Consider the following 23,531-nt stretch of genomic DNA (forward strand, 5'->3'; position numbering starts at 1 on the left):
CGCGGGCGGCGGCGGGACCGTACGGTCATCGTGCGCCGCCCGGACCGGCCGCGCCATGGCGCACGCCACACCCGGAGCCGGGGAGGCGCCGTCGGGGCAGGTCAACGGGGCCGCTCCGGGTCTCAAGTACCCTCTGGGACGGGGTAGTTGAACGACGCGAGGGTTCCTCCGGCTTGACGCAAACTGCGGGCTGAGGGTTTGCTGTGCGTGATCGGTCGACGGCAGCCCGAGATCCCGAGATCCCGAGAATCAGGAAGCCCCGCGGTGTCCCCATCCCCGCCTCTGCTCGGCACCGGCCGCGCGCGCCCGCCCCGGCCCGGCGACACCGCTCCCGGCCCGCTCCCGGCCGGCCCGCCGGGCGGGACCGTGCCGGGTCTCGCGGCGATCCGCGTCCACGGCCCCGTCCCCGACCCCTTCGACGACGCCCTCGGCGACGTCGAGCTCCTCGCCGCGCGGGCCGCCCTCGCGCAGGGCCGCTGGCAGGCCGCCCGCGCCCTGCTGCTGCGCACCGGTGACGACTGGGACCGCCGCGGCCACCGGGTCACCGTCCTCGCGTGCGAGCCGTACGCCGTCGCCTGGGCCGGGGACTGGCTCCAGGCCGAACCCGGCTCCGCCGACGCCCACGCCCTGTTCGCGCTCGGCCGGGTGCGCCGCGCGCTCCAGGGCAGGGAGACACCCGGCCGGGCCCGCGAGGCCTGCCACGGCTCGGCCGCACTCCGCCCGGACGACCCGACGCCCTGGCTGGGTCTGCTCCTGCTGGAGCGTGTGCTGGGCGACGACGCCGCGGTGGACCGGGCCTTCGCCGAGGTCCGCCGCCGCCATCCCGAGCACCACCACGGTCACCACCTGATGGCCGCCCACCTGGCCGAGCGCCCCCGGCACACCCCGGCCACCGCCCGGGACACCGGCCCGGCCCGCGAGAATCACGCCGACCACGCCGGTCACGCCGACGACGACGGTGACGACCACGACGTGTACGGCTTCGCCGAACGCGCCGCCGCCTCCGCCCCCGCCGACTCCCCGCTGGCCGTCCTGCCGGTCGTCGCCCACGCCGAGCGCTACCGGGTGCTCGCCGCCACCGGCCGGGCGCCCGCCGACCCCGCCGGCTGCGGGCACTGGTCCGGACGCCGGGCCCGGCGCCTGGTGCGGGCCGCGTTCGACTGGTGGCTGGAGTGGGAACACGGCGAGCACCCGCGCCGCCACGTCGACCTCAACTTCCTCGCCCACGCCACCGCCTGCCACGGTCTGCCCGGCGAGGCCGCCGCCCTCTTCCAGCGCATCGGCCGGCACGCCACCCCGGCCCCCTGGTCCTACCCCGCCCGCGACCCCCGGCTCGCCTTCGAGGCGACGCGGGCCCAGGTGCTCGGCGCCTGAGCGGCCCCGCGAACTGCTTACGAAACCCTGACGTACCCCGTGAGCCCTGGCCCCGGAGGGGTCTGCGGTGCTCGAATGAACCCGTGAACCCCGAACCCCCCGAGGACGCCGACGCGCAGGGCCGGCCGGTCGGCCGCCGGGTCCTCCTCGGCACCCTGGGCCTCGGCGCCCTCGGCGTCGCCGCCGCGCCCGTGCTGCAACGCGGCCTGGAGGGCTTCCTCGGCCGCGTCTCCGGCAGCGACCCGACCGGCCTGACCGGTCTGCTGCCCAACGGCGGCGGCTTCCGCTACTACTCGGTCGCCGCCTCCGTCCCGCACCGCGGCCCCGCCGACTACCGGCTCACCGTCGGCGGCCTGGTCGACCACCCGCACACCTACACCCTCGCCGACCTGCGCGCCCTGCCCCGCACCCGGCTGGTCAGGGACGTCCAGTGCGTCACCGGCTGGCGGGTTCCGGGCACCCCCTTCGAGGGCGTCCGGCTCTCCCGGCTGCTGGACGCGGCGGGCGTCCGCCCCTCCGCCCGGGCCGTCCGCTTCACCTGCTTCGACGGCACCTACAGCGAGAGCCTCACCCTCGACCAGGCCCGCCGCGCCGACGTCCTGGTCGCCCTGCGCATGCAGGACAAGGACATCGGCCACGACCACGGCGGCCCGGTCCGCCTCTACGTCGCCCCCATGTACTTCTACAAGTCCGCCAAGTGGCTCTCCGGCATCACCGTCACCGACGAGGTCCGCCCCGGTTACTGGGAGCGGCTCGGCTACGACGTCGACGCCTGGGTGGGCCGGTCGAACGGGCGGACCGATGACCCTACGAGCTGACCTGCCGGCCGCGCCGGACACCCGGGTACGCCGCTTCGGCCCGGCCCAGCGGTGGGTGCACCGCGCGACCGCCGCGCTGATGGGCGTGTGCGTGGCGACCGCCGCCTGCCTCTACGTGCCGGAGCTGGCGGTGCTGGTCGGCCGCCGGGAACTGGTCGTACGGGTCCACGAGTGGGCCGGCCTCGCCCTGCCCGTCCCCGTCCTGCTGGGCCTCGTCTCCCGCGCCTTCCGCGCCGACCTGCGCGTCCTCAACCGCTTCGGCCCGCACGACAGTCGGTGGCTGCGGGCCGCGCTGCGCCGGGACAAGCGCCGCTCCGCGCGCCCGGCGGGCAAGTTCAACGCCGGCCAGAAGGTCTACGCCGCCTGGATCGCCGGTGCCGCGCTGGTCATGCTCGGCACGGGCCTGCTGATGTGGTTCACCGGGTTCGCCCCGCTGGTGTGGCGCACCGCGGCGACCTTCGTCCACGACTGGCTGGCGCTCACGATCGGCCTGGTCCTGGCGGGCCACATCGGCATGGCGCTCAAGGACCCGGAGGCCCGGCGGGGCCTGCGCACCGGCACGGTCAGCCGGGAGTGGGCCGAGCGCGAACACCCACTCTGGCGGCCCTGACCCCCTCGTACGGCCCTGACCGCCCCGTACGACCGGTCGCGGCGACGGCGGGGAGCGGGGGAGCGCTCCTCGCCGCCGCCGCAGTTCTCGCGTTGCTAGACCACGAGGGACAGCAGCATGACCAGGCCGCCCGCGAACACCGAGATGATCGTCTCCATGAGCGACCAGGTCTTCACGGTCTGGCCCACGCTCAGCCCGAAGTACTCCTTCACCAGCCAGAACCCGGCGTCGTTGACGAAGCTGAAGAACAGCGAGCCGGCGCCGACGGCGAGGACGAGCAGGGCGGTGTGCGCCGTCGACATGTCCGCGGCGAGCGGCGCGACCAGACCGGCCGCCGAGACCGTCGCCACCGTCGCCGAACCGGTCGCCAGCCGGATCACGACCGCGATCAGCCAGCCCAGCAGCAGCGCCGGGATCGACCAGTCCCGGGAGACGTCCAGGATCATCTGGCCCACCCCGCAGTCGATCAGCGTCTGCTTGAAGCCGCCGCCCGCGCCGACGATCAGCAGGATGCCGGCGATCGGCATCAGGCCCTTCTCGACGGTCTGCTGCAACCGCTCCTTGCTGAAGCCGGCGGGCATGCCGAGCGTGAAGAAGCCGACGAGCACGGCGGCGAGCAGGGCCATCAGCGGGGAGCCGACGACGTCGAAGACGCGCTGGGTGGTGTTCGCGGGATCGTCCACGACGATGTCCACCAGCGCCTTGGCCAGCATCAGCACCACCGGCAGCAGCACGGTGGCGAGCGTGGCGGCGAAGCCCGGGCGGCGCCTGAGGTCGTCCGAGGCGCGCTGCGGCAGCATGCGGTCGGGGGCCGGCACGTCCACCCAGCGGGCCGCGACCTTGGAGAACAGCGGACCGGCGACGATCACGGTCGGTATCGCGACGAGGATGCCGAAGGCGAGGGTCACGCCCAGGTTGGCGTGCAGGGCGTCGATCGCGACCAGCGGGCCGGGGTGCGGCGGGATCAGGCCGTGCATCACGGACAGACCGGCCAGCGCCGGGATGCCGATGCGCATCAGGGAGTAGTTGCCGCGCTTGGCGACCATCAGCACCACCGGGATCAGCAGCACGATGCCGACCTCGAAGAACAGCGGCAGGCCGACCACCGAGGCGATCAGCACCATCGCCCAGGGCATCGCCCGGCCGCCCGCCCGGGCGAGGATGGTGTCGACGATCTCGTCGGCGCCGCCGGAGTCGGCGAGGAGCTTGCCCAGGATCGCCCCGAGCGCGATCAGGACGCCCACGCCGGCCACGGTGGCGCCGAGCCCGGTGGTGAAGCTGGTGATCGCCTTGTCCAGCGGCGCCCCGGCGGCCGCGCCGAGCACGAGCGAGCCGATGGTGAGCGCCAGGAAGGCGTGCAGCCGGAACCTGGTGATGAGCAGGACGATCACGGCGATGCCCACCAGGACGGCGATGCCGAGCTGGGCGTGGCCGGCGGAGGTGATCGGCGGAGGCGCGTCCGCTGCCAGCATCTCGACACTGAGTCTGGTCACGGGGTTTCCCTTGCAGGTACGGGGGACGGGGGTGAAGTGCTACGCGGATGCGTCCGCAAGCGCGCCGAGCGCCGTCACGGCACGCTCGGTGATCTCCTGCGGGCTGCCGCCGACGTCCACGCACACCCCGGCCTCGTCGGGCTGGAGCGGCTGGAGCGTGGCGAACTGGGAGTCCAGCAGCGCGGCCGGCATGAAGTGGCCCTGCCGCCGGGACATGCGGCCCTCGATCAGCTCGCGGTCGCCCGTGAGGTGGACGAAGACGATCCCGGGGGCCGCCGCCCGCAGCCGGTCGCGGTAGGACCGCTTCAGCGCCGAGCTGCTGACCACCCCGCCGCGCCCCGCCCGCCCGTGCGCCCAGTGGCCGATGGCGTCCAGCCACGGCCACCGGTCGGCGTCCTCGAGCGGGACCCCGGCCGCCATCTTGTCGACGTTGGCCCGGGGGTGGAAGTCGTCGCCCTCGGCGTACGGGACGCCCAGCCGGGCGGCGAGCATCGGACCGATCGTGGTCTTGCCCGTCCCGGCGACGCCCATCACGACGACGACCTGAGGGGTGCGCATGGCTGCCTCGCTGTCTTCCTCGACATCCGACGCCACAGCGGCGTCGCCACACTGAAACCCATTAGGTACGACGAATTCAAGAGTGTGTGACGTATAAGTCTGACTATTCGGCTCCGTGATCCAGGCCGTACGCTGAGTTCATGACCACACCGGGCCGGGGGCTGCACGGCCGTGTACTGGACTCCCTCGGCCCCGCGATCACCGCGGGCGAGTACCCGCCGGGCAGTGTTCTGCGCACCGACGAACTCGCCCAGCACTACGCCGTGTCACGCTCGGTGATGCGCGAGGCGGTCCGGGTCCTGGAGTCGATGCACCTGGTGGAGTCCCGCCGCCGCGTCGGCGTCACGGTCCGCCCCAAGGCGGAGTGGAACGTCTACGACCCGCAGGTCATCCGCTGGCGCCTGGCCGGCGCCGACCGCCCGCACCAGCTGCGCTCGCTGACCGTGCTCCGCTCGGCCGTCGAACCGGTCGCGGCGGGCCTGGCGGCCAGGAACGCCACGCCCCGGCAGTGCGCCGAACTCACCGAGTGCGCCCTGGGCATGGTGGCCACCTCTCGCGGCCACCGGCTCGAGGAGTACCTGGTGCACGACGTCGCCTTCCACCGCGTCATCCTCGGCGCGTGCGGCAACGAGATGTTCGCCCGCCTCGGTGACGTCGTGGCCGAGGTCCTGGCCGGCCGCACCCATCACGAGGTCATGTTCGAGGACCCCGACCCCGCCGCCGTCACCCTGCACGTCCAGGTCGCCGAGGCGGTCCGCGCGGGCGACGCCGCCCGCGCCGAGGAGCTGACCCGGCAGATCACCACGGGCGCCCTCCAGGAACTGGACATCCTCGCCCCCTGACCCGCCGGACAGGAGGGCGGAGCGAGCCCCTAGTCGAGGAACTCCCCGTCGACGTAGACCCACTCCCCGTCCACCCGCTCGAAGCGGCTGCGCTCGTGCAGCGCACCACCCCGGTAGGACGCCCGGAACGTCACCGTCCCCGCGGTGTGGAACGCCGACCCCGCATCCGTGTCCAGGATCTCCAGCCCGGTCCACCGCGTCCCCGGGTCCGGCTCCAGCCGCGCCGGCCGCGTCCGCGGATGCCACGTCCGCAGCAGGTACGGCACGTCCCCCCGCACGAACGCGCTGTACCGCGACCGCATCAGCGCCTCGGCGGTCGGCGCGGAACCTCCCGCGTGGTACCGCCCGCAGCAGGCGTCGTAGGCGGAGGGCAGTCCGCAGGGGCAGGAGGAACGCGAGGTCATGACCGCCATTGTGCCGCGCGCGCCCCGGCGCCGGCGGCCGGGCGGTCGTCCGCCTTCCGGCCACCACCACGAGCGAGGGCCGCGACCTGTCGGTCGCGGCCCTCGCCGTGTCATGTGTCCGAGGGGGGACTTGAACCCCCACGCCCGATAAAGGGCACTAGCACCTCAAGCTAGCGCGTCTGCCATTCCGCCACCCGGACCAGGTGTCTGCCGCGCGAGGTTTCCCCCGTCGCGACGAAGGAAACATTACCAGGCTTTCCGGGGTGGCCGATCACCCCCCGTCCCCGGTGCCGGGTTCGCGTGAACGGCGTGTGACGGACCGGGACCGCCCTTGGGGCCGGGCGGCCGGAGAGAGAGGATGAGACGACCACCGGCGGGCGGCCACCGGCGGGCACGGCGAGGTCAACGGCCACGGCAAGGGCCGGCGGGAACAGCCGGCAGGGACAGCGGGAGGAACCAGCGTGAGCGAGACGGGCACGGCCAAGGGCGTCACCGGCGAGGACGAGGTCGTCGACCTCTGCCGCGAGCTGATCCGGTTCGACACCAGCAACTACGGCGACCACTCCGGCCCGGGCGAACGCCAGGCCGCCGAGTACGTCGCCGGCAAGCTCGCCGAGGTGGGTCTGGAACCGAAGATCTTCGAGTCGCACCCGGGCCGCGCCTCCACCGTGGCCCGGATCGAGGGGGAGGACCCCTCGCGGCCCGCGCTGCTCATCCACGGCCACCTCGACGTCGTACCGGCCAACGCCGGTGACTGGACCCACCACCCGTTCTCCGGCGAGGTCGCGGACGGGTGCGTGTGGGGGCGCGGCGCCGTGGACATGAAGGACATGGACGCCATGACGCTGGCCCTGGTCCGGGACCGGATGCGCAGCGGTCGGCGGCCCCCGCGGGACGTGGTGGTCGCCTTCCTCGCCGACGAGGAGGCGGGCGGCACCTACGGGGCGCGCTGGCTGGTCGACCACCACCCCGAGCTGTTCGAAGGGGTCACCGAGGCCATCAGCGAGGTCGGCGGGTTCTCCTTCACGGTGAGCGAGGAGCGGCGGCTGTACCTGATCCAGACGGCCGAGAAGGGCATGCACTGGATGAAGCTGACCGTGGCCGGCACCGCGGGGCACGGCTCGATGATCCACCGGGACAACGCCATCACGGAGCTGTCCGAGGCCGTCGCCCGGGTCGGCCGGCACCGCTTCCCGGTCCGGGTGACCAAGACCACGCGGGCCTTCCTCGACGAACTCGGCGACGCCCTCGGCCTGGAACTGGACCCGGAGGACATGGAGTCCACCCTGGCCAGGCTCGGCGGGATCGCCAAGCTGATCGGCGCCACCCTGAGCAACACGGCCAACCCCACCCAGCTGAACGCCGGCTACAAGGTCAACGTCATCCCGGGCGAGGCCACCGCCCACATCGACGGGCGGTTCCTGCCGGGCCACGAGGAGGAGTTCCTCGCCGACCTCGACCGGCTGCTGGGCCCGCACGTGCGGCGCGAGGACGTGCACGCGGACAAGGCCGTGGAGACCACCTTCGACGGCGCCCTGGTGGCGGCCATGCAGTCGGCGCTGCTGGCCGAGGACCCGGCCGCGAAGGCGGTCCCCTACATGCTGTCCGGCGGCACCGACGCCAAGTCCTTCGACGACCTCGGCATCCGGGGCTTCGGCTTCGCGCCCCTGAAGCTGCCGCCGGAGCTGGACTTCGCGGGCATGTTCCACGGCGTGGACGAGCGGGTGCCGGTGGACGGGCTGCGGTTCGGCGTGCGGGTGCTCGACCGGTTCCTCGACGCGTCGTGAGGCGTGGAACCGGGCTATTCGGGCGCCCGTGCGAACCCGGGCCTGGCCGGGTGAATGCGACCATAAGCTCGTAGCTCCATTACTTCCTCCTCGTTACAGGTAATGCGATCAGCGACATGGATCGCTTGTGCCAACAAGGAGGAATAATGATCAAGAAGGTCGTCGCCGCTGCGGCTGCCACGGGTGGCCTGGTTCTCGCGGGTGCGGGCCTCGCCGTCGCCGACTCCGGCGCCCAGGGTGCCGCCGTGCACTCCCCGGGTGTGGTGTCCGGCAACGTCGTCCAGGTTCCGGTGCACGTCCCGGTGAACGTGTGCGGCAACACGATCTCGGTGATCGGTCTGCTGAACCCCGCCTTCGGCAACGCCTGCTTCAACCAGTGACGCCGACTCTCTGAGGGCGTCCTCCCGTCGGCCCCGGAACGCGCGCCATGCGTTCCGGGGCCGGCCGGTTCTTTCACACAGGTCTTGTCAAGCGAGGCAGGGGGGAACACAACCATGCGACAGGGCACCCGCAAGGGCTTGTTGACCGTGGCGGCCGCGACCGGTGTCATCGCCGCCGCGGGCGGCCACGCGCACGCCGACTCGGGCGCGCACGGCTCCGCTTCCGGCTCACCCGGCGTGCTGTCCGGCAACACGGTGCAGGTGCCGGTGCACGCGCCGGTCACGGTCTGCGGCAACACCGTGAACGTCGTCGGCGTCCTCGACCCGGCGGTGGGCACCGCCTGCGCCGGGCACGGCGGCGGCCACGGCGGCTCACACGCCGGCGGCCGCACCGGGGGCTCGCCCGGCGTCGGTTCGGGCAACACCGTGCAGGTCCCGGTCGACGTGCCGGTCACCGTGTGCGGCAACAGCGTCGACGTGATCGGCGCCGGCAACGCGGCCCTCGGCGACGACTGCGCCGGCCACCACCACTCCCGGCCGCCCGGAAACGGCCCCGGCACGCCTCCCGGCGACGGCCACGGCCCGAACCCGCCCGGCCGGCCAGGCCACCCCGGCCACCCGGGACGGCCAGGTCACCCCGGTACTCCACGGCACCCCGGCACGCCGGGTCACTCCGGTGGTACGTCCGCGGTCCCGGCCGCGGCGAGCGGGCACACGCCGCACGCGTCCGCCGCCGTCGCCGGGCGGGGCGGCCGCTCCGCCGGGTCCCTGGCCGGCGGCCGGCTCGCGCACACCGGCGCGGACCTGCCGCCGGGCGTCGTCCTGCCGGTGGGCGCCGGCGCGCTGCTCGCGGGCACGGTGCTGTACCGCCGGGCGCGGGCCTCGGCCTGACGCCGGCAGGCGCCGAAAACGGAGCGGGCCCCGCCGTCGCGGGGCCCGCTCGGTTCATCGGCCCCGGCTCACCACGTGGCACGCACCTGGCGGATGATCCGCCGGCGCAACCGCACTCTGCGGCTGCCGTCGCGGAGCAGGCTCAGTCGGTCCAACTCCCAGTGTCCGTACTCGGCATGGTCGGTCAGCAGCCGCGTCGCGTCCTTGCGGGAGACCCCGCGAGGCACGTACACGTCGACAAATTCGTATTCCGGCATCGCATCTATTGTGCGGGCTGGTGCCCGGTACGGATAGCGTCTGCACTATGTCTGATGCTGCGCAGCCCACCGTTGCCGAGGTACGCGCCGCCGCCGAGGCGGTCAAGACCGCGCTCGACCGTCACCTGGCGGCGGTCGAACGCAGGTCGGGGGAGGACGACCCGGCCGTCTACGAGGCGTTCAACGAGCTGGCCGCGGCCGCCGAGGTGTACGACGAACTGCTCTACGACCGCTACGACGAGGTCACCCCCTTCGAGATCCCCGGCGCCGAGGACTCACTGCCCCCGTACGCGGGCCCCGAGGAGCCGAGCGCGGTCAGCGTGCTGATCCGCCGGGACTACGCCGTGGCGGAGCCCCCGCGGCTGCTGGCGCAGGCCCAGCGGATCGAGGCGGCGGAGTACGGGAGCGGCGGCACGGGTGGCGCCGCCGGGACGGTCCACGGGGCGCTGGGGCTGCTGTTCAGCGAGTTCGAGCCCGACGAGATCGCCTCCCGGCACAAGGAGTTCGGCCTGGAGGAGGGCGACTCGACGCTCTGGGTCACCGCGGCCGACGAACCCGCCGAGCCCGGCGAGTGGCTGGAGGCACCCTTCGAGCAGGCCGACGCGCAGCGCGTGGTGTGCCGCTTCGACGTCAGCGCGGTCTTCGACGACGACATCGACGAGGACGACGACCTCATCGACGGGGACGACCCCCTCGAGGGCGACGACGGGATCGAGGCGCGCGCCGGGGGAGCGGTTGCGGCTCGCGGGCCGCGCGTCCTGCACCTCGACGAGGACGAGGACCTGGAGCCGCTGGACGCCGATCACTGACGCGCGCCGCCCCGTCCGGCCGACGGACCGCCGCCCCGGGCACGGCGGCGGTGATCCGTACCGGCCGGGACGGCCGGACCGCCCTCAGCCGGTGACCGGCATCTGGGTGCGCAGCAGCGCCGGCAGACGCGTGGTGCGCGGCTTGGCCGGAACCTCGGCGACCGCCTTGGCCAGCGCCTGGTCCACGCCGTGCACCACGGACAGGTGCCGCTCGGCCCGGCCGAAGGCCGTGTAGACCCAGGGCCGGCTGAGGACCTGCGCGGCGTCCCCGGGCAGCACCGCGACCACGGCCGGCCACTGCCCGCCCACCGCCTGGTGCGCGGTCAGCGCCCAGCCGAGCCGCACGGACCGCTCCACCCGCTCCTTCGGTACGACGACGGCGGCGCCCGCGCACGACAGGTGCAGCCCCTCCGCGTCGGCCTTCACCACCCGGCCCGGCACCGTGCGTCCCGGAGCGGGGGAGTAGGCGATCCGGTCGCCGGGGTCGAAGCCGCCGAAGCGCCCCGGCCCCGGGTTGAGCCGCTCCTTCAGGGCGGCGTTCAGCGCCCGGGTCCCCGCGGCGCCGCCGTGCCCGGGGGTGATCACCACGGTCTGCTCCGGCGGGACGCCGATCGCCCGGGGCACCGAGTCCGCGACCAGCTGCACGGTGCGGTGCACGGCCTCGCCGGCGTCCCGCACCGGCACGATGACGACCTCCTTGCCGGGCGCCTCCACCTGGTTCAGCTCGCCCACCCCGATACCGGAGACCAGCTCGCCGAGCGGGCCGGGGTCCGGGGTGCGGGAGGCGATCTGCGGGGCGGTCCGGGAGGCCAGCAGATCGGCGAAGACCCGGCCGGGCCCGGCCGACCACAGCACCGCCGGGTCGCCGCTGAGCACCAGCCGCGCCCCGTCGGGCAGCGACTCCACGAGCATCGCCGCGCTCTCCACGTCGAGCTGCGGCGCGTCCAGCACGACCAGCAGATCCAGCGCCAGGGCGCCGTCCGCGTCGCGGCCGGGTCCCTCGTGGCCGGACAGCAGCCCGGCGACCGTACCGACGGGGGCCTCGCCGGCCGGACCGGCACCCGCACCTGCGTCCGCGCCGAGCAGCGCGGCGAACCGCCGGCGTCCGTCGGGGGTGTGGCACAGGGCGAAGCAGCGCAGGCCCGCCGTGTGCGCCGCGGTCAGCAGGGCGGCCGGTTCGGCGCGGGCCGCCTCGCCGCCGGTGTGCAGCACCAGGCCGTGTCCGGCGGCCGCGCGGGCCAGCTCGGCCGCACCCCCGGACACCGCGCCGGCGGCCGTCTCCCAGGCCGGCGCGGCCTCCTTGGGCAGGGAGTTGACCAGGCGGGCCAGGCCGTCGGCGAGGCTCTCCTCGGCCAGCGCGTACCGCTCCAGGCCGACGAGGACCCGCACCGGCTGTTCCGGCTCGTCCTCGTCGCCGTCCTCCTCGTCCGTCCCGTCCTCCGCCGCGGCCGCCTCGGGGGCCGCCGCCCGCGGTGCGTGGGCCGGGGCGCCGCCGGGTGTGTCCAGGGCGTCCTGGAACACCAGGGCGTCGCCCTCCGCGAGGGCGCCCTGCACGGCCGCCTCCGCGTCCGGGACGCCCCGCTGGGCCAGGGCGGCGACCAGCGCCGGCAGCTCCAGCGCGGTGTGCCCGACGAGGGCCGCCTGCTCCAGCAGCCAGCAGGTCAGCGCGCGGCCGCGGCGCTCGTCGTCGGGGCCGCACTCCGCGCCGAGCAGGGCCCGCGCGAACCCGTCGGCCTGCTCGGGCCGTACGCCGCCGACGCGCAGCAGCTGCCAGGGGTCCGCGCGCAGCACCGCGTCGGCGCCCTCGCCGAGGGCCGCGGCGACCTGGGGTGCCAGGGTGTCGGGGGCGCCGCCCTCGATCAGCACGCGCCGTACGGCGTCGACGGCCTCCGGGGCGGCCGCGGGCGCGACGACGGGGGCGGGCTGCGGGCGCCGGGCGGGCTCGGGTGCCGGGCGGCGCGGGGCCGGGGCGGCCTCGTCGAACACCCGGGTCACCGGCTTCTCGCCGCTCTCCACCGCCCGTACCGCCGCGAGCAGGTCGGCCGCCCGGCCGCTCAGCTTGGTCCCGCTGGCGATCGGCGCGGCCTTCTCCGCCTTGCGCCGCTCGATCCGCTCCCGCTCGATCCGCTGGGCGGCGATCTCCGCCTCGGCCTCGGACAGCGCGGCCGCACCGCCGCCCTCGGCCCCCGCACCGGCCTCACCGCCCTCGGCCGCACCGTCACCGGCGTCGTCCCCGCCGCCCGCACCGGCCTCACCGCCCCCGGTGCCGGCAGCCGCCTCCCTGCCCGCGTCCGCCTCCGAGACCACTTCCGGGACCGCCTCCGCCTCCGGGCCGGCGGCCCCCTCGGCAGGCGTGTCCGGTGTGTCCGGCGTCTCCGGGCGGGGTTCCTCCGGGGTGTCCGGCTCCGTGCTCACAGCGTGCTCCAGTCGTGATCGGGATAGCGGTGCACCGGCGCCGACACATCGTCCAGCGCCCTGCAGATCTCGTCAGGAAGACTAAGGGCCTCCACTGACAGAGCCGCCGTGAGCTGCCGCGCGGTGCGCGCGCCGACGATCGGGGCGGCCACGCCGGGCCGGTCGCGCACCCAGGCCAGGGCCACCTGGAGCGGGGTGACCGCCAGCCCGTCCGCGGCCGTGGTCACCGCGTCCACGATCCGGGTCGCGGTGTCGTCGAGGTAGGGCGCGACGAACGGGGCCAGGTGCTCCGAGGCGCCGCGCGAGTCCTGCGGGGTGGCGTGGCGGTACTTGCCCGTCAGCACGCCCCGGCCCAGCGGCGAGGAGGGCAGCAGACCGACTCCGAGGTCCAGCGCGGCCGGCAGCACCTCGCGCTCGACGCCGCGCTGGAGCAGCGAGTACTCCATCTGCGTGCTGGCCAGCCGGGTACGCGTGCCCGGCGCCGCCAGCTGCCAGGTCGCGGCCTTCGCCAGCTGCCAGCCGCAGAAGTTGGAGACCCCGGCGTACCGGGCCCGGCCGCTGCTCACCGCCAGGTCGAGGGCCTGGAGCGTCTCCTCCAGCGGGGTGTCGGGGTCGAAGGCGTGCACGTGCCACACGTCGACGTGGTCCGTGCCCAGGCGGGCGAGGGAGGCGTCGAGGGCGGCGAGCAGATGGCCCCGCGAACCGTCGAAGCGGCGGTCGGGGTCCGCCACGCTCCCCGCCTTCGTGGAGATCACCAGGTCCCGGCGCGGCACCAGGCCCTCCATCAGCTGCCCGAGCAGGTACTCGGCCTCCCCGTCGCCGTACACGTCGGCGGTGTCGACGAGGGTGCCGCCGGCCTCCCAGAAGGCCTTCAGCAGCTCCGCCGCGGCGTGCTCATCGGTGTCCCGGCCCCAGGTCAGGGTGCCGAGCCCGATCCGGGACACGCGCAGGCCGGTACGGCCGAGATGCCTCTGCTCCATGCCGCGAGATTACTGGCCGCGGCTCGTGCAGTGGGTTGCCTGTGGATAACGACGGACAGCGACGTTTCCCCAGCGGGCGGCCCGGTCGCACCATCCCGACGCGAGCGCTCGCGCGCTAAGGTCGGGGCGACAAGGACGTTACTCATGGGTAAGGGGATCGGCCATGCAGCTCGGGATCAACCTCGGCTACTGGGGCGCCGGGATGGACGGGGACAACCTGGCCGTGGCCCAGGAGGCCGACCGGCTGGGCTACGCCGTGTGCTGGGCCGCCGAGGCGTACGGCTCCGACGCGGCCACCGTGCTCAGCTGGGTCGCCGCCAAGACCGAGCGCATCGACGTCGGCTCGGCCATCTTCCAGATCCCGGCCCGGCAGCCCGCGATGACCGCGATGACCGCCGCGACGCTGGACTCGCTGTCGGGCGGCCGGTTCCGCCTCGGCCTGGGCGTCTCCGGGCCCCAGGTCTCCGAGGGCTGGTACGGCGTCAAGTTCGACAAGCCGCTGGCCCGCACCCGCGAGTACGTGGAGATCGTCCGCAGGGCCATGACCCGCGAGCGGCTGTCCTACGAGGGCGAGCACTGGACGCTGCCGCTGCCCGGCGGCCCCGGCAAGCCCATCAAGCTGACCGTGCACCCGCAGCGCGAGCACATCCCGCTGTACATCGCCGCGATCGGCCCGAAGAACCTGGAGCAGACCGGCGAGATCGCCGACGGCGCGCTGCTGATCTTCCCCTCCGCCGACCACCTCGAGGACACGGCCGTCCGCCATCTGCGCGCCGGGCGTGAGAAGGCCGGCCTGACCCTCGACGGGTTCGACGTCTGCCCCACGCTGCCGCTGGCCCTCGGTGACGACAAGGACATCGCCCGCCTCGCCGACACCTTCCGCCCCTACACCGCCCTGTACGTCGGCGGCATGGGCAGCCGCAAGCAGAACTTCTACAACCAGCTCGCCCAGCGCATGGGCTACGAGAAGGAGGCCGCCGAGATCCAGGACAAGTACCTGGCCGGCGACAAGCAGGGCGCCGCGGCCGCCGTCCCGCAGGAGCTGATCGACCGGACCGCCCTGCTCGGCTCCGTCGACCGCATCGCCGACCGGATGAAGGCCTACGCCGCCGCCGGCGTCACCACCCTCAGCCTCTCCCCGGCCGGCTTCACGCTCGACGAGCGGCTCGCGGCCCTGCGGGCCGGCAGCGAGGCCTTCGAGCGGGCCTGCCTGGCCTAGGCCAGGTCCGGCGGGCCGGACCGGCCCGGGACGTTCCAGCGGCCGTGGTGGGGGCTCGGGGGTCTTCCCCGCCACGGCCGTCACGCGGAACAACGCGCCGGGGGCCCGGCGGTTACGCCCCCGCGGCACCCCGGCACGTCCTTCTTTCGGCCCACCGGCCGCCGTGAGCTGTTGCGCCGTCCTCACCTCGGCATTTGACTCACTCTCTGCGCAGTCCCGCAGAGAGGTGCGTGCCATGCCGTCGGCCAAGAGCCTGTTCCAGGAGATCCTCGACCACGACGACTCCTTCCGCCTGTTCTGCTCCATCGCGGCCCGCGGGGAGGCGCAGGGCGGCTGGGAGAACGCGCGGATCGCCGCTCTGGTGCCGCCGGGCGAGCGCGACCTGGCCCCCCGCATCACCCGCCACGGCGCCGACGAGGACAAGCACGGCCGCATCTTCCGCGCCCTGCTGAGAAAGCGCGGCCTGGAGCCCGTACCGGTGCCGCCGGAGACCGACTACACGATGCTGCTGGAGCGCCGCGGCGTCGGACTCGCCCACGCCCGCCTGGAGCGGGACGACCCGCTCACCGTGGCCGACCTCGTCGTCTACCTCGCGCACAGCCGCGTCACCGAACAGCGCGCCGCCGAGCAGATGGCCCTGCTCTGCCGGCACTTCGCCGACCACCCGGACATCGGCAGGGCCGTCCGCATGATCTCCGACGACGAGGCCGCCCACCTCGCCTACACCCACGAGGAACTGCTGCGCCTCACCGCCGCCGGCCACGGCACGCTGATCCGGCGCACCCTGCGCGCGTACGCCCTCGCCGAGATCCGGGTCCACCGGGACGTCAGCCTCGCCGTCATGGCGCGCATGAGCCGCCTCCTGGGCTGGCCGCGGGCCAGGTACGCGCTGCTCGCGGCCGGCATCCACGCCGTGTACGCCTACGAGCGCCTCGGCGGCCGGCGCCGCATGGTGACCCTGCGCATGCCCCGGCGCCGCGACGCCCTGGGCGGCCCCGCCGACCCCGCCCCCGACTTCGCCTGAACCCTGCCGGGGGCCGGCTCACATCCAGCCGCGCCGCTTGAACATCCGGTACAGCGCCACTTCCAGAGCGGCCATCAGCGCCAGCACCGCCGGGTACGACCACACCCAGCGCAGCTCGGGCATGTGCTCGAAGTTCATGCCGTAGATCCCCGCGATCATGGTGGGGATCGCGGCCATCGCCGCCCACGCGGAGATCTTCCGCATGTCGTCGTTCTGCCGCACGCTCATCTGCGCCAGATGCGCCGACAGCACGTCCGACACCAGCCGGTCCAGGCCCTCCACCGACTCGTTCACGCGCGTGAGGTGGTCGTTGACGTCCCGGAAGAACGGACGCGCCTCCTCGTGCACGAACGGCACCGAGGCGCCGCCGGCGGGCCCCAGGCCCGCGAGCCGGGTCGTGGCGACCGCCAGCGGCCCCGTCGCCCGCCGGAACTCCAGGACCTGCCGCTTGAAGGTGTAGATCCGCGACGCCGTGTGCCGCGAACCCCCGCTGCTCGGCGAGAACACCTCCGCCTCCAGCTCCTCCAGGTCCGTGCCCAGCTCGGTCGCCACCTCCAGGTAGTGGTCGACGACGGCGTCGGTGATCGCGTACAGCACCCCCGTCGGACCCTGCCGCAGCACGTCCTCCTCCTGCTCCAGCCGGCTGCGGACCTGCGCCAGCGGAGCGCCCTCGCCGTGCCGCACGGTCACCACGAAGGAGTCACCGACGAACAGCATGAGTTCCCCCGAGGCGACCGTGTCGCTGCGCGGCTCGTACGTCACCGGCTTCAGGACGATGAACAGCGAGTCGTCGTACACCTCCAGCTTGGGCCGCTGATGCGCCTTCAAGGCGTCCTCGACGGCCAGCGGATGCAGCCCGAACTCCTCGCTGACCAGCTCGAACTCCTTCTCCGTGGGCTCGTGCAGACCGATCCACAGGAAGCTGTCGTCCCGGCCGCGCGCGTCCTCCAGCGCGTCGGAGAAGTCCTGGGGGCCCTCCTCGCGGTGCCCGTCCCGGTACAGGGCGCAGTCGACGATCACAGCGCGTATTCTCCCGTCACCCGCACGCCGGCGCACCCGGCGGTGCGCCTACTCTGGCCGCATGCCCACGCTGATCCTCCTCAGGCACGGACGTTCCACCGCCAACACCTCCGGAGTGCTCGCCGGCTGGACCCCGGGCGTCGCCCTGGACGAACGCGGCGCCGCCCAGGCCGCCGCGCTGCCCGGGCGGCTGGAGGGGCTGGCGATCGCGGAACTGGTCACCAGCCCGCTGCAGCGCTGCCAGGAGACCGTCCGCCCGCTGCTCGACGCCCGCCCCGGCCTGACCGCGCACACCGACGAGCGGATCGGGGAGTGCCACTACGGCGACTGGTCCGGCCGCAAACTCGCCGAGCTGAAGGACGAGCCGCTGATGGAGGTCGTCCAGGCCCACCCGTCCGCGGCCGCCTTCCCCGGCGGGGAGTCCATGCGGGCCATGCAGACCCGCGCCGCCGAGGCGGTCCGCGAGTGGAACGCGCGCGTGGAGCGCGACCACGGACCGGACGCCGTGTACCTGATGTGCGCCCACGGCGACATCATCAAGTCCCTGGTCGCCGACGCCCTCGGCCTCCACCTCGACCTCTTCCAGCGCATCTCCGTGGAACCGTGTTCCGTCACCGCGATCCGGTACACCCGCCTCAGGCCGTACCTGCTGCGTCTCGGCGACACCGGGGACTTCGCCTCGCTCGCCCCGCGCGCGCAGCCGCCCGGGGAGGACGCACCGGTCGGAGGCGGCGCGGGCGCACCGTGATCGTCCGCCGCAGTAGGGTGAAGCGGTCGCTGCCGTCGCTCCACCGCAATCCCGCACTCCCCGCTCTGCCGTAACTCTCGAAACCCATGGAGACAGGACGTGTCCCGTCAGGTGTTCCTCTACGATCCGCCGGACCGCTTCGTGGCCGGCACGGTCGGGCTGCCCGGACGCCGTACGTTCTTCCTCCAGGCCGTCGCGGGTTCCCGGGTGACCAGCGTGGCCCTGGAGAAGACCCAGGTCGCCGCGCTCGCCGAACGCATGGACGAACTGCTGGACGAGGTCGTCCGGCGCAGCGGCGGCAACGCGGCCGTCCCCGCCGTGGCCCCCACGGAGGTCGCCGACACCGCGCCGCTGGAGACGCCCGTCGAGGAGGAGTTCCGCGTCGGCACCATGGCGCTCGCCTGGGACGGTGACGAACAGCGCATGATCGTCGAGGCGCAGGCCCTGGTGGAGCTGGACGCCGACACCGAGGAGGACCTCGCCGAGGCCGAGGAGCGGCTGCTTCAGGACGAGGAGAACGGGCCCCCGATGCTGCGGGTCCGGCTGACCGGTGCGCAGGCCCGGGCCTTCGCCAAGCGCGCCCTCGACGTCGTCAACGCCGGGCGGCCGCCGTGCCCGCTGTGCAGCCTCCCGCTCGACCCGGAAGGACACGTATGTCCGCGCCAGAACGGATACCGCCGCGGAGCGTGACCGGCGACCCCGGCACCGCCGAGCTGCTCGCCCGGGGGGAGCTGACCGTGCGCGGCCGCATCCGCGAGGCGTCCAACGCCGCGCTGTTCTGCACCGTCGCCCACGACGGCCAGGAAGCCTCCTGTGTGTACAAGCCCGTGGCCGGCGAGCGTCCGCTGTGGGATTTCCCCGACGGCACCCTCGCAGGCCGTGAGGTGGCCGCCTACGAGGTCTCCGAGGCCACCGGCTGGGGGCTCGTCCCCCCGACCGTGCTGCGGGACGGGCCGTACGGCGAGGGCATGGTCCAGCTGTGGATCGAGGCGGATCCAGGCGCCGAGCTGCTCGCGCTGGTGGACGGCGAGGAGCCGGAACCCGGCTGGAAGGCCATCGGGCTCGCCGACGTCGGCGAGGAACGCACCGCCCTGCTGGTGCACGCCGACGACGCACGGCTGCGCCGGCTCGCCGTCCTCGACGCGGTGATCAACAACGCCGACCGCAAGGGCGGCCACCTGCTGCCGACCGCCGAGGGCCGGCTCTACGGCATCGACCACGGGGTGTGCTTCAACGTCGAGGACAAGCTGCGCACCCTGCTGTGGGGCTGGGCCGGGGAACCGCTCGCCCCGGAGGCCGTGACCGTCCTCGAGGGGCTCGCGGCCGCCCTCGCCGACGGCGCCGGGCTGCACGGGCGGCTGGCCGGGCTCATCACCCCGGCGGAGACGGCGGCGACCCGCGCGCGGGTCGAGGCGCTGCTGTCCGGCGGACGGCACCCGGAACCGGGCGGGGAGTGGCCGGCGATCCCCTGGCCACCGGTCTGAGCGACCTTCCGCCGGTCCGAGCGAGGGACCCCGCGGCGGGCGCCCGCCGAGCACATCGGCGGGCCCTTTACAAGACCGCCTCCGGGCCGCCCGGTCAGGTCCGGTTCGTATACCGGGCATGCCGCCGGGTTAGGCTCATGTACATGCATGCCTGGCCCGCTTCCGAGGTCCCCGCCCTGCCTGGTCAGGGCCGCGACCTGAGGATCCACGACACCGCGACCGGTGCCCCGGTGACCCTCGACCCCGGTCCCGTCGCCCGCATCTACGTCTGCGGCATCACGCCGTACGACGCGACCCACATGGGTCACGCGGCGACCTACAACGCGTTCGACCTCGTCCAGCGCGTGTGGCTGGACACCAAGCGGCAGGTGCACTACGTCCAGAACGTCACCGACGTCGACGACCCGCTGCTGGAGCGCGCGCAGCGCGACGGCGTCGACTGGACCGCCCTCGCCGAGAAGGAGACCGCCCTCTTCCGCGAGGACATGACGGCCCTGCGGATGCTGCCGCCCCGGCACTACATAGGCGCCGTGGAGGCGATACCTGGCATCGTGCCGCTCGTCGAGCGGCTGCGGGAGCTGGGCGCCGCCTACGAACTCGAGGGCGACATCTACTTCTCCGTCGGCTCCGACCCGCACTTCGGCGCCGTCTCCGGCCTCGACGCGGCCGCGATGCGGCTGTTGTCCGCCGAGCGCGGCGGCGACCCGGACCGCCCGGGCAAGAAGAACCCGCTCGACCCGATCCTGTGGCTGGCCGCCCGCGAGGGCGAGCCCAGCTGGGACGGCGGCAGCCTCGGCCGGGGCCGCCCCGGCTGGCACATCGAGTGCGTCGCCATCGCCCTCGACCACCTGGGCATGGGCTTCGACGTCCAGGGCGGCGGCTCCGACCTCGCCTTCCCGCACCACGAGATGGGCGCCTCGCACGCCCAGGTCCTCACCGGCCGGTTCCCGATGGCGAAGGCCTACGTGCACGCCGGCATGGTCGGTCTGGACGGCGAGAAGATGTCGAAGTCCCGGGGCAACCTGGTGTTCGTCTCGCGGCTGCGCCAGGACGGCGTCGACCCCGCCGCGATCCGGCTCACCCTCCTCGCCCACCACTACCGCTCCGACTGGGAGTGGACCGACCAGGTGCTGCGCGACGCCCAGGAGCGGCTGGCCCGCTGGCGCGCGGCCGTCTCCCGCCCCGACGGGCCGCCCGCGGAGGAGCTGGTGGAGGAGATGCGCGCGGCGCTCGCCGACGACCTCGACGCCCCCGCCGCGCTGGCGGCCGTGGACCGCTGGGTGTCCGCGCAGCAGGCCCATGGCGGCACGGACGCCGGCGCGCCCGGTGTCGTCTCGCGCGCGGTGGACGCGCTGCTGGGCGTGGCGCTGTAACAGCACGAAAGGGGCGGCTCCCGTGACCCCGGGAGCCGCCCCTTTCCGGCTCGGTGCCGTCCGGCCCGCTCCGCCGGCTCAGTCCTCGGAAGGATCCGGGGCCTGGCCGCCGTCGCCGCCGTCACGGTCGCCGCGGCCCTCGCCCGCCTCGCCCGCGTCCCCGGCGTCGCCCTCGGCACCGGGGGACGGCTCCGCGGCTCCGGTGCTCCCGGCCCGCGGCGGCATCGGGGGCCTGCTGCGGCCGGGACTGTCCCGCAGGTAGGAGCCGCCCTCGCCGCCCTCCGCCGTGGCGTGACCGCCCGGCGCCCCGCCGTCCCGGCGCCGCAGGTACCGCTCGAACTCGCGGGCGATGGCCTCGCCCGACGCCTCCGGCAGCTCGGCGGTGTCCCGGGCCTCCTCCAGCGTCTGCACGTACTCGGCGACCTCGGTGTCCTCGGCGGCCAGCTGGTCCACGCCGACCTGCCAGGCACGCGCGTCCTCGGGCAGCTCGCCCAGCGGGATGCGCAGGTCCAGCAGGTCCTCGAGACGGTTCAGCAGGGCCAGCGTGGCCTTGGGATTGGGCGGCTGCGAGACGTAGTGCGGCACCGCGGCCCACAGCGACACCGCCGGGACGCCCGCGTGCGTGCACGCCTCCTGCAACACGCCCACGATGCCCGTCGGACCCTCGTACTTGGTCTCCTCCAGGTCCATCCGCCGGGCCAGGTCCGGGTCGGAGGTGACCCCGCTGACCGGGACCGGACGCGTGTGCGGGGTGTCGCCGAGCAGCGCGCCCAGGACCACCACCAGCTCCACGCCCAGTTCGTGCGCGAAGCCCAGCAGCTCGTTGCAGAACGAGCGCCAGCGCATGGACGGTTCGATGCCCCGCACCAGCACCAGGTCGCGCGGTTTGTCACCGCCGACGCGGACCACCGACAGCCGTGTCGTCGGCCAGGTGATCTTGCGGACGCCCGCGTCCATCCACACCGTGGGCCGGTTCACCTGGAAGTCGTAGTAGTCCTCGGCGTCCAGCGCCGCGAACACCTCGCCCTTCCACTCCCGGTCCAGATGCGCGACCGCGGTGGAGGCGGCGTCGCCGGCATCGTTCCAGCCCTCGAACGCGGCCACCATGACTGGGTCGATCAGCTCGGGAACCCCCTCCAGCTCGATCACCCAGTGCCTCCTTCCGACGTGCCCTCGCTTGACGTCCCAACCTTACGGCGTCCGGCGGGGGTGTCCGCAGCCCCCTCGCAGGGGCGGTGAACGGATCACTGCCCCGTTCCCCACCTCGGAACACCCCGCGCACCGGCCCGGTCCGGCCGGCCCGCGCACAGGCGCCGCACAGGCCACCTGGCGGGCGGAGTGCGGGGGAGCGGGCAGACGGGAGGGGCGGTCCCACCACACCGGTGGGACCGCCCCTCCCGTCTGCCGCGGCCGGGCCTGCCGGTCACTTCTTGTCGAGCAGGTCCTGCACCTTGGCGCGGACCTCGTCCGTGGCCAGGCCGCGGATCGTCAGCGTCGTCCGCCGGCGCAGCACGTCGTCCGGCGTCTCGGCCCACTCGTGGTCACGGGCGTAGACCACCTGCGCCCAGATCTCCGGGGCGTCCGGGTGGACGCGCTCGCCCAGCTCCGGGTGCTCGTTGGCCAGCCGTGCGATGTCGAAGGCGAGCGAGCCGTAGTGGGTGGCCAGGTGCCTGGCGGTGTCGGCGGCCATCCGGGGGCCGGGCGCCGGGCGGTCGACGAGCAGGCGGTGGGCGACCGCGCGCGGGTTGGCGACGCCGGGCAGCGGCAGCTTCTTCGGCAGCGAGGAGATCGGCTCGAAGTCGTCGCCCAGCGGGTGGCCCGGCAGCTCCTCCAGCTTCTTCATCACCGTGCGGCCGATGTGCCGGAAGGTGGTCCACTTGCCGCCGGCGACGGACAGCATCCCGGCCCTGCCCTCGGTCACCACCGTCTCCCGCTTGGCCTTGGCGGTGTCGCCGGGCCCGCCCGGCAGCACGCGCAGCCCCGCGAAGGCGTACGTGATCAGATCCCGGTCGAGCTGCTGGTCGCGCACGGAGAACGCGGCCTCGTCGAGTATCTGGGCGGTGTCCTTCTCGGTGACCGCGACGTCGGCCGGGTCGCCCTCGTACTCCTCGTCGGTGGTGCCCAGCAGCAGCATGTCCTCCCAGGGCAGGGCGAAGGTGATGCGGTACTTGTCGATGGGGGTCGCCAGCGCGGCCCGCCACGGCGAGGTCCGCTTCAGCACCAGGTGCGCGCCCTTCGACAGGCGGATCGACGGCGCGGCGTTCGGGTCCTCCATCCGGCGCAGGTGGTCCACCCACGGCCCGGTCGCGTTCAGCACCAGCCGGGCGTTCACGCCGAACTCGTCGCCGCTGGTGCGGTCGCGCAGGTCCGCGCCCGTCACCCGGCCCTGGGTGAAGCGCAGGCCCGTCACCTCGGCGTGGTTGAGGACCACCGCGCCCGCCTCGACGGCCGCGCGGACCGTCATCAGCGCCATGCGGGCGTCGTTCATCTGGTCGTCGCCGTAGACGGCCACGGCCTTGAGGTTCTCGGTGCGCAGCTCGGGCACGTCCTGCGCGGCCTTGGCCGGGCTGAGCAGGTGGCCGACGCCGTCGCCGAAGGCGGAGAGCGCGGAGTAGGCGAAGACGCCCGCGCCGAGCTTCGCCGCGCCGTGCGGCCCGCCCTTGTACACGGGGAGGTAGAAGGTCAGCGGGTTCGCCAAGTGGGGGGCCACCTGACGGGAGACCGCACGGCGCTCGAAGTGGTTCTCCGCCACCAGCTTCACCGCGCCGGTCTGCAGGTAGCGCAGACCGCCGTGGAGGAGCTTGGAGGAGGCGGAGGAGGTGGCGCCGGCGAAGTCGCCGGCGTCGACCAGAGCCACCCTGAGTCCGGACTGCGCGGCGTGCCAGGCGGTGGAGATGCCCAGGATGCCGCCGCCGATCACGAGAAGGTCGTACGACGCCTTGGAGAGCTGCTCCCTGGTCTCGGCGCGGCTCGGGAGGGAGCCGGAGGCCGGGTGCGTCCCCAGGGCAGGCACGGACTGCAGGGTGGACTGACTGGTCATTTCGG

At 74.3% G+C, this 23,531-nt stretch carries 23 protein-coding genes and 1 tRNA gene; 14 read left to right on the plus strand and 10 right to left on the minus strand.

What is annotated here, in order from left to right:
- The first annotated feature begins 264 nt into the window (after nucleotides 1-264).
- From ACZ6CZ_RS23245 to ACZ6CZ_RS23255, 3 genes are all read left to right on the plus strand, one after another.
- Nucleotides 265-1,374, plus strand: coding sequence for a hypothetical protein (locus tag ACZ6CZ_RS23245; protein WP_469024291.1), 1,110 nt, complete (start codon nucleotides 265-267; stop codon nucleotides 1,372-1,374).
- A gap of 83 nt (nucleotides 1,375-1,457) precedes the next feature.
- Entirely contained in the window at nucleotides 1,458-2,192 is a 735-nt protein-coding gene (locus ACZ6CZ_RS23250) for a molybdopterin-dependent oxidoreductase (RefSeq protein WP_469024294.1), read from the plus strand.
- Complete coding sequence (locus ACZ6CZ_RS23255) at nucleotides 2,176-2,802, plus strand: cytochrome b/b6 domain-containing protein (protein WP_469024296.1); 627 nt, start codon at nucleotides 2,176-2,178, stop codon at nucleotides 2,800-2,802. The genes ACZ6CZ_RS23250 and ACZ6CZ_RS23255 overlap by 17 nt, the downstream gene beginning before the upstream one ends.
- Before the next feature lie 95 nt (nucleotides 2,803-2,897).
- Here the strand turns inward: ACZ6CZ_RS23255 and ACZ6CZ_RS23260 are convergent, their stop codons facing one another.
- Both ACZ6CZ_RS23260 and ACZ6CZ_RS23265 read right to left on the minus strand, forming a co-directional pair.
- Nucleotides 2,898-4,295 carry a GntP family permease gene (locus ACZ6CZ_RS23260; RefSeq protein WP_469024298.1) on the minus strand — a complete coding sequence of 466 codons (1,398 nt, stop codon included), beginning with the start codon at nucleotides 4,293-4,295 and terminating at the stop codon, nucleotides 2,898-2,900.
- Between the two features lie 39 nt (nucleotides 4,296-4,334).
- Nucleotides 4,335-4,853 (minus strand): gluconokinase, encoded by a 519-nt coding sequence (locus tag ACZ6CZ_RS23265; RefSeq protein WP_469024301.1) that lies wholly within the window; start codon nucleotides 4,851-4,853, stop codon nucleotides 4,335-4,337.
- A 140-nt stretch (nucleotides 4,854-4,993) separates the two neighbouring features.
- On the opposite strand from ACZ6CZ_RS23265, the gene ACZ6CZ_RS23270 reads away from it, so the two are divergent.
- Entirely contained in the window at nucleotides 4,994-5,695 is a 702-nt protein-coding gene (locus ACZ6CZ_RS23270; protein ID WP_469024303.1) for a FadR/GntR family transcriptional regulator, read from the plus strand.
- 29 nt (nucleotides 5,696-5,724) lie between these two features.
- On the opposite strand, the gene ACZ6CZ_RS23275 is transcribed toward ACZ6CZ_RS23270, so the two are convergent.
- Both ACZ6CZ_RS23275 and ACZ6CZ_RS23280 read right to left on the minus strand, forming a co-directional pair.
- Complete coding sequence (locus tag ACZ6CZ_RS23275) at nucleotides 5,725-6,099, minus strand: YchJ family protein (protein WP_469024306.1); 375 nt, start codon at nucleotides 6,097-6,099, stop codon at nucleotides 5,725-5,727.
- Between the two features lie 115 nt (nucleotides 6,100-6,214).
- Nucleotides 6,215-6,299 (minus strand) — tRNA-Leu (locus ACZ6CZ_RS23280).
- 261 nt (nucleotides 6,300-6,560) lie between these two features.
- On the opposite strand from ACZ6CZ_RS23280, the gene ACZ6CZ_RS23285 reads away from it, so the two are divergent.
- The 3 genes from ACZ6CZ_RS23285 to ACZ6CZ_RS23295 all read left to right on the plus strand — a co-directional run bounded on the left by ACZ6CZ_RS23285 (nucleotide 6,561) and on the right by ACZ6CZ_RS23295 (nucleotide 9,157).
- A complete protein-coding gene (locus ACZ6CZ_RS23285; RefSeq protein ID WP_469024309.1) occupies nucleotides 6,561-7,886 on the plus strand; it encodes a M20/M25/M40 family metallo-hydrolase in 1,326 nt (441 codons plus the stop codon).
- Nucleotides 7,887-8,032: 146 nt separating this feature from the next.
- Nucleotides 8,033-8,266 (plus strand): chaplin ChpH, encoded by a 234-nt coding sequence (chpH, locus tag ACZ6CZ_RS23290; RefSeq protein WP_469024311.1) that lies wholly within the window; start codon nucleotides 8,033-8,035, stop codon nucleotides 8,264-8,266.
- Nucleotides 8,267-8,380: 114 nt separating this feature from the next.
- Nucleotides 8,381-9,157 carry a chaplin gene (locus ACZ6CZ_RS23295; protein ID WP_469024314.1) on the plus strand — a complete coding sequence of 259 codons (777 nt, stop codon included), beginning with the start codon at nucleotides 8,381-8,383 and terminating at the stop codon, nucleotides 9,155-9,157.
- A gap of 68 nt (nucleotides 9,158-9,225) precedes the next feature.
- Here ACZ6CZ_RS23295 and ACZ6CZ_RS23300 read toward each other — a convergent pair whose 3' ends face one another.
- Complete coding sequence (locus ACZ6CZ_RS23300) at nucleotides 9,226-9,414, minus strand: DUF5703 family protein (RefSeq protein WP_005485166.1); 189 nt, start codon at nucleotides 9,412-9,414, stop codon at nucleotides 9,226-9,228.
- A 47-nt stretch (nucleotides 9,415-9,461) separates the two neighbouring features.
- Here ACZ6CZ_RS23300 and ACZ6CZ_RS23305 point away from each other — a divergent pair, with 47 nt between their 5' ends.
- The gene (locus ACZ6CZ_RS23305) at nucleotides 9,462-10,223 is read left to right on the plus strand and encodes a hypothetical protein (protein ID WP_469024319.1); all 762 of its coding nucleotides are present in this window, start codon (nucleotides 9,462-9,464) and stop codon (nucleotides 10,221-10,223) included.
- Nucleotides 10,224-10,307: 84 nt separating this feature from the next.
- Here ACZ6CZ_RS23305 and ACZ6CZ_RS23310 read toward each other — a convergent pair whose 3' ends face one another.
- Nucleotides 10,308-12,638 carry a helix-hairpin-helix domain-containing protein gene (locus ACZ6CZ_RS23310; protein ID WP_469024322.1) on the minus strand — a complete coding sequence of 777 codons (2,331 nt, stop codon included), beginning with the start codon at nucleotides 12,636-12,638 and terminating at the stop codon, nucleotides 10,308-10,310.
- Nucleotides 12,635-13,618, minus strand: coding sequence for an aldo/keto reductase (locus ACZ6CZ_RS23315; RefSeq protein ID WP_469024325.1), 984 nt, complete (start codon nucleotides 13,616-13,618; stop codon nucleotides 12,635-12,637). Before ACZ6CZ_RS23315 ends, ACZ6CZ_RS23310 begins: the two co-directional genes overlap by 4 nt.
- Nucleotides 13,619-13,781: 163 nt before the next feature.
- On the opposite strand from ACZ6CZ_RS23315, the gene ACZ6CZ_RS23320 reads away from it, so the two are divergent.
- Nucleotides 13,782-14,837 (plus strand): LLM class F420-dependent oxidoreductase, encoded by a 1,056-nt coding sequence (locus tag ACZ6CZ_RS23320; protein WP_469024328.1) that lies wholly within the window; start codon nucleotides 13,782-13,784, stop codon nucleotides 14,835-14,837.
- A 235-nt stretch (nucleotides 14,838-15,072) separates the two neighbouring features.
- On the plus strand, nucleotides 15,073-15,861 hold the full coding sequence (locus ACZ6CZ_RS23325) for a ferritin-like domain-containing protein (RefSeq protein ID WP_469024330.1): 789 nt from the start codon (nucleotides 15,073-15,075) through the stop codon (nucleotides 15,859-15,861).
- 18 nt (nucleotides 15,862-15,879) lie between these two features.
- On the opposite strand, the gene corA is transcribed toward ACZ6CZ_RS23325, so the two are convergent.
- Nucleotides 15,880-16,881, minus strand: coding sequence for a magnesium/cobalt transporter CorA (corA, locus tag ACZ6CZ_RS23330; protein WP_469024333.1), 1,002 nt, complete (start codon nucleotides 16,879-16,881; stop codon nucleotides 15,880-15,882).
- Nucleotides 16,882-16,942: 61 nt separating this feature from the next.
- Between corA and ACZ6CZ_RS23335 the strand changes: the two genes are divergently transcribed.
- The 4 genes from ACZ6CZ_RS23335 (at nucleotide 16,943) to mshC (ending at nucleotide 20,486) form a co-directional block, all read left to right on the plus strand.
- Complete coding sequence (locus tag ACZ6CZ_RS23335) at nucleotides 16,943-17,629, plus strand: histidine phosphatase family protein (protein WP_469024335.1); 687 nt, start codon at nucleotides 16,943-16,945, stop codon at nucleotides 17,627-17,629.
- A 99-nt stretch (nucleotides 17,630-17,728) separates the two neighbouring features.
- Nucleotides 17,729-18,319, plus strand: a complete 591-nt coding sequence (locus ACZ6CZ_RS23340) for a DUF3090 domain-containing protein (RefSeq protein ID WP_469024338.1) — start codon at nucleotides 17,729-17,731, stop codon at nucleotides 18,317-18,319.
- Nucleotides 18,283-19,113, plus strand: coding sequence for an SCO1664 family protein (locus ACZ6CZ_RS23345; RefSeq protein WP_469024340.1), 831 nt, complete (start codon nucleotides 18,283-18,285; stop codon nucleotides 19,111-19,113). Before ACZ6CZ_RS23340 ends, ACZ6CZ_RS23345 begins: the two co-directional genes overlap by 37 nt.
- Before the next feature lie 143 nt (nucleotides 19,114-19,256).
- A complete protein-coding gene (gene mshC, locus ACZ6CZ_RS23350; RefSeq protein WP_469024342.1) occupies nucleotides 19,257-20,486 on the plus strand; it encodes a cysteine--1-D-myo-inosityl 2-amino-2-deoxy-alpha-D-glucopyranoside ligase in 1,230 nt (409 codons plus the stop codon).
- A 78-nt stretch (nucleotides 20,487-20,564) separates the two neighbouring features.
- Here the strand turns inward: mshC and ACZ6CZ_RS23355 are convergent, their stop codons facing one another.
- Both ACZ6CZ_RS23355 and ACZ6CZ_RS23360 read right to left on the minus strand, forming a co-directional pair.
- A complete protein-coding gene (locus ACZ6CZ_RS23355; RefSeq protein WP_469024345.1) occupies nucleotides 20,565-21,635 on the minus strand; it encodes a PAC2 family protein in 1,071 nt (356 codons plus the stop codon).
- A 274-nt stretch (nucleotides 21,636-21,909) separates the two neighbouring features.
- Nucleotides 21,910-23,526: a glycerol-3-phosphate dehydrogenase/oxidase gene (locus ACZ6CZ_RS23360; protein WP_469024347.1), complete on the minus strand. Its 1,617-nt coding sequence runs from the start codon at nucleotides 23,524-23,526 to the stop codon at nucleotides 21,910-21,912.
- Nucleotides 23,527-23,531: the final 5 nt, after the last annotated feature.

This window comes from Streptomyces sp. NPDC041135, from assembly GCF_055592085.1.